This is a genomic window from Pseudomonas antarctica, from assembly GCF_900624995.1.
GTDB classification, from domain to species: domain Bacteria; phylum Pseudomonadota; class Gammaproteobacteria; order Pseudomonadales; family Pseudomonadaceae; genus Aquipseudomonas; species Aquipseudomonas antarctica.
Genome location: NZ_UYXQ01000035.1, coordinates 26,977 through 35,251, shown reverse-complemented (window position 1 = coordinate 35,251; position 8,275 = coordinate 26,977). Strand labels below are relative to the sequence as shown.

The following is an 8,275-nucleotide window of genomic DNA, read 5'->3' as shown; positions in this document are numbered from 1 at the left end:
GCATCAGGTCAAAAGCTTGGAAGCCGCTGTATGAAGGTTACCTGGCCAGGGGCCTGAAAACGACTCAGGCCCTGGTCATCATCGCCCGCAAGCTGGCACGTATTGCGTTTTCACTCATGAAAAATCAGAGCGAATACCAGTCAAAAGCGGTTTTGGAGGCTTCCCCTCAACCATAGAATCTCCCACATTTTGATCGCGAGCACCTGAGATTCAGGTGGGCTGGGCTTCGAGCCAGGTGGCGTGGCAGCTCTCGCGCAGGGTTTCACGCAGCCATTTGTGCGCTGGGTCTTTGTCGAAGCGTGGGTGCCAGGATTGCGCGAGCACCAGGGTCGGCAGGGAAATCGGCAGCGGGAACGAGCGCAGCGGCAGGTTCAGACGGGTGGCGCTCAAGAGGGCTTCTTTGGGCACCGGCAACAGCAGGTCGGAGTCGGTCAGCATGAACATCGCGCCATGGAAGCCAGGGGCAATCATTGCCACGCGGCGCTCAAGGCCCTGGGCATTCAGCGCGGTGTCGATCGGCCCACGGGCGATGCCGCGACGCGAAATGCTGATGTGGGAATAGCTGGCGAAACGTGCGGCGGTAATTTCGTCGTCGAACAACGGGTGATCTTGCCGCGCCAGGCCGACAAAGGTGGTGGAGAACAGGTTCTGCACCTTCACTTCGGGGCTGGCGGGCATGGTGTTGCTCACTCGCAGGTCCAGCCGCCCTTCGCGTAGCGCCTCATCATCGGTGTTGCCTTCGGGCACGAAGCACAGCTCGCACAGCGGCGCCATGCGCTCCATGGTGTCGAACAGGCGACCGCCATACACACCGATAAAGAAGTCATTGGCGCGCACGCTGAAGCGTCGGCGCAAGGTGCTCAGGTCAACCTGATCCGCCGAGCGAAACAACAACGCCGCCTGCTCCACCACATTGCGCACCTGGCCTTGCAGTTGCAACGCCTTGGGCGTCGGCACAAGACCGCGACCGGCGCGCACCAGGATCGGGTCACCTACCGCCTCGCGAATCCGTGTGAGGGTGCGGCTCATCGCCGCCGGGCTGAGGTTCATCCGCCGCGCGGCACCGACCACGCTGCCCTCGTCGAGCAAGGCGTCGAGGGCGACCAACAGGTTCATGTCCGGTAGTTGCATGCCAAGCACTCGTGGCCAGTGGGGAGTGTATTGCGTGCAATCGTAGCAGGCTGGAGCGTCGGGGGTTACAGGCGCACGCGCACGGTTTCGGGAAGGTGATCGATGAAGCGCCCTTTAGGTTGGCTGCGGCACTTGCGCACGATCTCCGGCAAAACGTTATCGAAATCGTCCGTGGCCGACAGGCTGGCGGGGTATTCAATGCTGCCGCTCAGTACCGGCAACACCAAGTAGGCATGAACCAGCGCGAAACTGCGCATTGCACTCAGTGGGCGGCTGGGCTGATCGTGGCGCCATTGCGCGACCTCATCGTTGAGCGCACGGCAGGTTTGCGATACCACGGCGGTGACGGGTTTTTGAAACGGGATGGTGATGTCGTTCTGCGGTGCAAAGATCATGTCGTTGTTGGCGTCGATGATCGCAGGCATATCGGCAGAGGGCGTCCACGGTTTGAAGCGCCACAATTTGGCGGCGTTGATAGCGGCCTCGGCAAAGGCCGGATGGGTGGCGTTGAGCACCTTGACGTCGCTGACCGAGCCGTCGTTGTGCAGGTTGAGGCTGATTCGCGCGTGGCCGCGAAGGTTGCTCATGCCCTCCGGGTACACCGGTTTTGGCATGTATAGTGCCTCCGGACTGGTGGTCGCCCACACCTGAAATGAGCAAACCAACGCTGCCGCTAACACCAGAAATCGCATGTTCGTAAATCCCTTTACCAGACCATTTCGACGCCCTCAAGCGCCGGATTCAGTCGGCATTATCGGGTTCATACGCACCACAGGGCAATTATTCCTATTTAGCGCTGCACGCCCCAGCGTTTTACTGTGAGCCGCTCGAAGGTGTCGAACACCAGCTCGGCGGCGAGATGCTCACCTTACTCAACAACTCGCCACTGAGCAGCGGCTCGAGGTTTACTTCAACTTCCTGGCGCATACGTTGGCCCCTTAGTAAGCGATGCGGCTATCGGCGAAACCCAACTCACGTTCGGCTTCGGGCGCTTCATCGAACAGCAGCGGCGTGGCAGTGTGCAGGTTGCTGGCCGCGTGGCCTTTGCAGGGGAGTGTTCATTTCAACTCTCAGAGCCTGGGACTAGAAAGGCGCATCGCCCTGGATGGTGGTGCGAAACAACTTGCGGCGCAGATGGCTCGGGCAACCGGCGGCCAAGTGGATCAGCGAGCGGTTGTCCCAGAACACCAGGTCGTGAGGTTGCCACTGGTGGCGGTAAATGTTGTGCGCCCGCACGCTGTGGGCGTAAAGCTGGGCCAGCAGGTCGCGGCTTTCATCTGTAGGCAGGCCGACGATGCGGGTGGTGAAGCCTTCACTGACGAACAGCGCCTTGCGGCCGTTTTCCGGGTGGGTGCGCACAATCGGATGCACCACTTCGGCCACCTGGGCCAGTTGCTCCGGGGTCAGGGTTGGGCGCCAGTTGCCTTCGAATTTGGTTTCGCTGTAGCGCGCGGTGTAAGAGTGCGCAGCGCGACGGCCGTCCACGGCTTTGCGCAGGTGCTCGGGCAGTTGGTCCCAGGCTTTGTGCATGTCGGCGAACAGCGTGTCGCCGCCTTCGCAAGGCAGTTCCTGGGCGTGCAGCATTGAGCCCAGGCTTGGCAGTTCCTTGTACGACAGGTCCGAATGCCAGAACTTGCCCGCGTCACCCAGGCCGATGGATTGGCCGTTTTCGATAATGTTGGAGACGATCAGAATTTCTGGGTGGTTGGCCAGCAGGAACTGCTTGAGCACGTGAATCTGCAACACGCCAAAGCGGCGGCTGAAAGCGATCTGTTGTTCGCAGGTGATGCGCTGGTTGCGGAACACCACGACGTGGTGGTCCAGGTGCGCGCGGTGGATGCGCCTGAAGTCAGCGTCGTTGACCGGGCGGGACAAGTCCAGGCCGATGATCTCGGCGCCGACGCTGCCGGGGAATGGGCGAACCTCGAAGGTTTGAGCGGTAGAGGTGGCTGCTGGAACAGTAGAGGTAGCGGGCATGAGGACACTCCCGGTCGGACAGGGGAGTGACTTTATAGATATAAGAACGGGCGACTAAATACCGTTAGTGAATATCGATATGCAGTAGGGTTGGGCTCTGCGGTGTTGCTGATGGTGCCATCGCAGGCAAGCCAACTCCCACATTTGAATGTGTTCACAAATCAAAAGGTGGGTGGGCTTGCCTGCGATGAGGCCCTGGCAGGCGATAGCGATTACCGCTCGTGCAACGCCTCGGCCCGGGCCTTGATGATCGGCTTGAGCAGGTAGCTCAGGATGCTTTTCTTGCCGGTGATGATGTCCACTGAGGCGACCATGCCGGGGATGATCAGCAGTGGCTTCTCATCGGTGCCCAAGTGGCTGCGGTCGGTGCGCAGGGTGATCATGTAGTAGGTGGTTTTCTTGTCTTCATCGGTGATGGTGTCAGCGCCGATGCGTTCGAGCTTGGCCTTCAGGCCGCCATAGATGGTGTAGTCGTAAGCGGTAAATTTAACGATCGCTTCTTGCCCGGGGTGCAGAAAGGCGATGTCTTGCGGGCGGATCTTGGCTTCCACTAGCAAGGTGTCGTTAAGCGGCACGATTTCGACCATGTCGCTGCCCGGCTGGATCACGCCGCCGACGGTGTTGACCAGCAACTGCTTGACGATACCGCGCACCGGCGAGGTGACCAGCGTGCGACTGACGCGGTCTTCCAGGGCGCGGCCAGTGGATTCGGCCTTGTTCAGTTCGGTGCGGGCTTCGTTGAGCTGGGTCAGCGCTTCGCTGCGGAATTTGCCACGGGTTTCGTCGATCTTGCGCTGCACTTCCTTGATCGCCGACTCGGCGCGGGGAATCGCCAGGGTGGTGGCGTCCAGTTGGCCACGGGTTTCCATTTCGGCACGCTTGAGGCGCAGCACTTCCACCGGCGATACCGCGCCCTGAGCCACCAGCGGCTCGGACATGTTGATCTCCTGGCGTTGCAGGGACAACTGGCTGCGGTACTGGCCTTGCTTGGAGCTGAACTCGCGCAGTTCCTGCTGGCGCTGCACCAGTTGCTCCTGCAAACCACCCACTTCGTCTTTCAACTGCTGGCGGCGGCTTTCATACAGGGAGCGTTCGTTGGCGGCCTGGTTTGGCGCGGCCTTGAGCACATCGTCGGGGATGTTCAGCGGGCGGTCATCCACCTGCGCACTCAAGCGTTCAACACGCAGTTGCATGGCCAGGCGCAAGGCTTCGGTTTCACCGGCGTTGGAGACAAACCGCGTGTCATCGAGGCGTATCAGCGGCGCGCCAGCTTCGACGATCTGGCCTTCCTTGACGTACAACTCGGCGACGATGCCGCCTTCCAGGTTCTGGATTTTTTGCAGCTTGGACGAAGGAATCGCCTTGCCGTCACCCCGGGTCACTTCGTCGATGCTGGAGAAACCCGCCCACACCACCAGGAATACGAAGAACCCGATGATCGCCCAGATGGTCAGGCGGATCACCCGCGGTGCATCTTCGATCAGCGCCTTGTTGACCTCTGGCAGGGGTTGGCCCTGCAGCGAGTCGGTGCCTTTGAAGTAGCGGCCGACCGCGTTTTTGATGGAGTTAAGCAACACTGATCTGCCCCTTTTTCAACGCTTCCATAACCACGGCTTTCGGGCCGTCCGCGAGGATCTGCCCACGGTCGACCACCAGCAAGCGGTCCACCAGAGAGAGCAGTGAGGCACGGTGGGTGACCAGCACCACGGTCTTGTTTTGCACCACGGCTTGCAGGCGTTGTTTCAAGCGTTCTTCACCGGTGTTATCCATGGCGCTGGTGGGTTCGTCCAACAACAGAATGGGCGGGTTGAGCAGCAGTGCGCGAGCCAGGGCGACGTTCTGCCGCTGGCCGCCGGACAGGTTCTGCCCACGCTCGCCGACTTGCAGCTCATAGCCTTGCGGGTGCAGGCGCGCGAATTCGTGTACACCGGCCAGTTCGGCGGCTTGCAGGACCATTTCGTCCTCGACGTAGCGTGCACCGGAAACCAGGTTGTCGCGCAACGTGCCGGCCAGCAATTGGATGTCTTGGGCGACGTAGCCGATGTTGTGGCGCAGCTCGCTCACGTCAATCTGGCGCACGTCCACGCCGTCCACCAGCAAGGCGCCGGAGTCAGGTTGGTATAGGCCGACAATCAGTTTGGCGAGGGAGCTTTTACCCGAGCCGCTGCGGCCGATGATGCCGATTTTTTCGCCCGGCTTGATCACCAGGTTGATGTTTTTCAGCGCGGCGTTCTGTTGGTTCGGGTAGGTGAAGTTCAAACCACGGCATTCGATGGCACCTTGCAGGGTGCGACGGCTCATCGGGCGCTCTTCGAAATTGCGCTCCTGGGGCAGCTCCATCATCTGGTCCACCGAGGTCATGGTGACCTTGGCTTGCTGGTAGCGGGTGAGCAGGCCCGACAGTGAGGCCAGTGGGCTCAACGCGCGGCCACTGAGCATGTAGCAAGCAATCAGGCCGCCCATGCTGAGGTTACCGTCGATGATCTGGTACACGCCGAACACGATCATGATCACGCCGGCCAGTTGCTGGATCAGCAGGGTCATGTTCATCGACAGGCCCGACAGCAACTTCACGCGCAGCTCAAGCCGGCTGAGTGTGCCGATGGTCTGTTCCCAACCATACTGACGCTCGCTCTCGGCGTTGTTGACCTTGACCGCGTCCAACCCGGCGAGGGTTTCGATCAGGCTCGACTGGCGCTCGGCGGCCAGAGCCATGGTGCGCTCCATGGTCGCCACCAGCGGTTTTTGCAGGGCGTAGCCGATGCCCAGGGCAATTGGGAAAGCCAGCACCGGCACCCAGACCAAGTGGCCGCCGAGGATGGCGATCACCAAGAAGATCAGCAGGGTAAACGGCAGGTCGATCAGGCTGGTGAGGGTCAGCGAGGCGAGGAAATCGCGCAGGCTCTGAAACTCATGGATGTTCTGCGCGAAGCTGCCGACCCGTGCCGGACGGTACTTCATGGACATGCCGACAATGCGCTCGAACAGCGTGGCCGAAATGATCAGGTCGGTCTTTTTACCGGCCAGGTCAAGGCACAGGCTGCGCAGGCTTTTGAGGATCAGGTCAAACAGGTACGCGCCGCAGATACCCACGGCCAGCACCCACAAGGTCGCCGTGGCCTGGTTGGGCACCACACGGTCGTACACGTTCATCACGAACAACGGCGCGGCCATCGCGATGATGTTGATCAGGAAGCTGGCGGCAATGGCGTCGGTGTAGAGCCAGCGCGAACGCTTGAGGGTGTCGCGAAACCACGAACGCGCCCGCGGAATCAGGGTGCCGTGGTTGACGTCGAATTTGTGCTGCGGCTGGGCAAAGAACACTTTGCCGATGTAGTCATCGGCGAGCATCTCGCGCTTGATCAGCACTTCACCGCCGTCGCTTTCGCTGAGCAGGATCCGCGCTTCGTCTTCGCCTTGCCAGCCCACCAGCACGGTACTGCGACCGTTCTTGAGCAACAGCAGCGCCGGCAGTGCAATCGTCGGGATCTGTTCCAGCTTGCGTTGCAGCACACGGCCTTGCAGCCCGGCGCGCGCGGCAGCACGCGGCAGCAGTTCAGCACTCAGGCGCTGCGAGGGCAACGGCAGGCCCGTGGTGAGCATGGCCGCGCTGGCCGGTTTTTGATGCAGGGCACAGAGCGCCAACAACCCGTCTAATAACGGGTCGTCGTGCAGCGTGCGTGGATCATGACTGAGATGAACTCGACCGACTTCGGATTCCACGCGCTGCACTCTCGACTAACAATTGGGCTATAGGTGTAGCTCAATTCATCCCAGGCAGTTGGACTTTAGGCTTCACGTCGTTCTGCACGACGGAGGCCATCGGTGCGACCACTCCCTGGCTCTTGAGCAATTCGCCCATGGTCGCCTTGATTCGATATTGAGTAAATAACTGAATGTTCTTGATCTCTTCCAAGCGACGCGAAGCGGTGAACAATTCGTTCTCGCTGTCGAGCAAATCCAGCAGGGTTCGCTGACCCAGACTAAACTGCTGCTGGTAGGAAGTACGCACACGGGTGCTGTGATCCACGTACTGCTGGGCCACCGGCAACTGCGCATTCGCGTTGTTCAAGGCGTTCCAGGCCAGGCCCAGTTCTTCGTTGAGCTGGCGCAAGGCGTTGTTGCGGATGTCCAGTGCCTGGCTTGCCTGGTACGACTTGGATTGCAGATCAGCCTTGTTACTGCCACCGGCAAACAGGTTGAAGCGCATGCGCACCATGGCCTCCCAGCCGTTGTTGTGGCTGGCATCGCCGGAAACGTTGTTGTCGGCGTTGGTGCCAAGCTCGGCATCAAAGCGCGGGTAGAAGGTGGATTTGGCGGCTTCGTACTGGCTTTCGGCGGCGGAGATATCCGACTCGGCCGAACGCAGGATCGGGCTGTTGTCGAGCATCTGGCGACGCGCTTCATTCAGGTCAGCCGGCAGCATCGCCATGAACGGCGCTGGGCGCTCGAGCTGGTCGGGCATCTGGCCGACGGCGCTGAGATAGTTGACCTGCGAGTCGGCAAGGTTGGTCTGCTCGGTAATCAGGTTGTTGCGGGCCTGTGCCAGACGCGCTTCAGCCTGATCCTGGTCGGCACCGTTACCGACGCCGCGCTGAGTGCGCAACTTGATCTGGTCGTAGATGCGTTCGTGGTTGCGCAGGTTTTCTTCAGCCAGGCGCACGAACTCACGACGAGTCAGCACGTCCAGGTAGACCTGGGCGACGGTCAACCCGGTGCGCTCGGACGTGCCAAGCAAGGAGTAGGCACGGGAGTTGACGTTGGCTTGTTGACGGCCGACTTCGCTGGACGTGGCGAAGCCGTCAAAAATCATTTGCTGCAGGCGCAGGCTGGATTCGCCGCGGTTGAGCGTGTCCCAATGGTTGCCGTTTGGGCCGTTGGCAGCGCGCGTTGTGGAGTTGTCGGTGCCTTCACGGCCGTAACCGGCGTTCAGGTCAACGCGAGGCAGATAACCACCTTGGGCAGCGCGCAATTGGTAATCGGCGGCAATACGACTGTTCACGCCGGCTTGAATTTCCGGGTGCACATCTAAGGCCTGCTGCATGGCTTGGGGCAATGTTTGGGCTTGGACAAAACTGGCGGCGAGAGCGAACGGTATTGCCATGAACAGGTGCAGACGCATTTAAAAATTCCCCAGGACTTCTTGTCTCAAATCACAGCGATTGGC

The 8,275-nt window shown here is 60.7% G+C and carries 6 protein-coding genes and 1 pseudogene; 1 reads left to right on the top strand and 6 read right to left on the bottom strand.

What is annotated here, in order from left to right:
* Positions 1-176 (top strand): annotated as a pseudogene (locus E0F99_RS30465) (IS110 family transposase); the annotation flags it as partial.
* 34 nt (positions 177-210) lie between these two features.
* Here E0F99_RS30465 and E0F99_RS17615 read toward each other — a convergent pair.
* The 6 genes from E0F99_RS17615 to E0F99_RS17590 all read right to left on the bottom strand — a co-directional run bounded on the left by E0F99_RS17615 (position 211) and on the right by E0F99_RS17590 (position 8,230).
* Entirely contained in the window at positions 211-1,131 is a 921-nt protein-coding gene (locus E0F99_RS17615; protein WP_083355875.1) for a LysR family transcriptional regulator, read from the bottom strand.
* A gap of 65 nt (positions 1,132-1,196) precedes the next feature.
* Positions 1,197-1,745 (bottom strand): TonB family protein, encoded by a 549-nt coding sequence (locus E0F99_RS17610; protein ID WP_173667103.1) that lies wholly within the window; start codon positions 1,743-1,745, stop codon positions 1,197-1,199.
* Positions 1,746-2,214: 469 nt separating this feature from the next.
* Positions 2,215-3,108: a TauD/TfdA dioxygenase family protein gene (locus tag E0F99_RS17605; protein WP_083355877.1), complete on the bottom strand. Its 894-nt coding sequence runs from the start codon at positions 3,106-3,108 to the stop codon at positions 2,215-2,217.
* 212 nt (positions 3,109-3,320) lie between these two features.
* Positions 3,321-4,685, bottom strand: coding sequence for an HlyD family type I secretion periplasmic adaptor subunit (locus tag E0F99_RS17600; protein WP_083355878.1), 1,365 nt, complete (start codon positions 4,683-4,685; stop codon positions 3,321-3,323).
* Positions 4,675-6,831, bottom strand: coding sequence for a type I secretion system permease/ATPase (locus E0F99_RS17595; protein WP_083360334.1), 2,157 nt, complete (start codon positions 6,829-6,831; stop codon positions 4,675-4,677). The genes E0F99_RS17600 and E0F99_RS17595 overlap by 11 nt, the downstream gene beginning before the upstream one ends.
* Before the next feature lie 40 nt (positions 6,832-6,871).
* Positions 6,872-8,230 (bottom strand): TolC family outer membrane protein, encoded by a 1,359-nt coding sequence (locus E0F99_RS17590; protein ID WP_083355879.1) that lies wholly within the window; start codon positions 8,228-8,230, stop codon positions 6,872-6,874.
* Positions 8,231-8,275: the final 45 nt, after the last annotated feature.

Bases quoted from the DNA above. Each gene is read 5' to 3' on its own strand.
- E0F99_RS17615 (WP_083355875.1), bottom strand. From the start codon at position 1,131: ATGCAACTACCGGACATGAACCTGTTGGTCGCCCTCGACGCCTTGCTC.
- E0F99_RS17610 (WP_173667103.1), bottom strand. From the start codon at position 1,745: ATGCCAAAACCGGTGTACCCGGAGGGCATGAGCAACCTTCGCGGCCAC.
- E0F99_RS17605 (WP_083355877.1), bottom strand. From the start codon at position 3,108: ATGCCCGCTACCTCTACTGTTCCAGCAGCCACCTCTACCGCTCAAACC.
- E0F99_RS17590 (WP_083355879.1), bottom strand. From the start codon at position 8,230: ATGCGTCTGCACCTGTTCATGGCAATACCGTTCGCTCTCGCCGCCAGT.